This window comes from Yoonia sp. R2-816, from assembly GCF_046762905.1.
Classification (GTDB): Bacteria; Pseudomonadota; Alphaproteobacteria; order Rhodobacterales; family Rhodobacteraceae; genus Yoonia.
Window position 1 is genome coordinate 1 of the sequence record NZ_JBKQXN010000022.1, and the last position, 675, is coordinate 675.

The 675-nt window shown below is 52.4% G+C and carries 1 protein-coding gene; it reads right to left on the bottom strand.

Going from position 1 to position 675, the window contains the following annotated elements:
• Window positions 1-28: 28 nt before the first annotated feature.
• On the bottom strand, window positions 29-553 hold the full coding sequence (locus ACFWW2_RS00330; protein WP_393925373.1) for a hypothetical protein: 525 nt from the start codon (window positions 551-553) through the stop codon (window positions 29-31).
• Between the last annotated feature and the right edge of the window lie 122 nt (window positions 554-675).

A 675-nucleotide genomic window follows, 5' to 3' on the forward strand; every position in this document is an offset into this window, starting at 1 on the left:
CATCATGCACCAGCGGTTTGGGCCCGCTTCAAAACGGCCGATCAATCTGCTGTCCCAGCTCCAAGTCTGTAGCATTCGCTCTTTGCTTCATGATCATGTAAAGCCAGAAGGCTTCCTGTTGTGCTGCGACCGGGTCCTTCGTGATCAACTCCGCTACAGAGCTCTTGAGCCAATTGGAGGCATGCTTCGATACGAGCACTCGTCCCACGGATGGCACTTCAAAAGGACCCAGCACCGTTAACAGCCCTTCTCTACATAGGCGCGTAGCGACTTCGCTGAACGCTGCACTGTGGCTGACGCCACCATCGAAAGGCTTGGTGCGCTGTCCGCCATTTGCCCCTTGAACCTGGTTAAACGACCACCCCGAACTAAAACGTCGGACGGACGAAAGACTGGCAGGGTGTCCAAGGGTTCGTTTGTCATTCTGAAATACTCCTGTGGGGGCCAAAGTTGAAACAGGGGGAAATTGCAGCCGCCAATACTCATTTCCAACGAGCGCGCTTGTCCAAACCAACAGCAGATCATATGAGAAAGCCCCCAGACTTTCTCTCATAGGGAAAAGGGAACGCCTGGGGGCAGGTTGCTCACAAAATCAGTTAATCAGGATTGGTTGCCGAAATAAAATACCGATAAGCAATGCTTCGATAGAGCTGTCCTATTCATCTGCGTGCCATA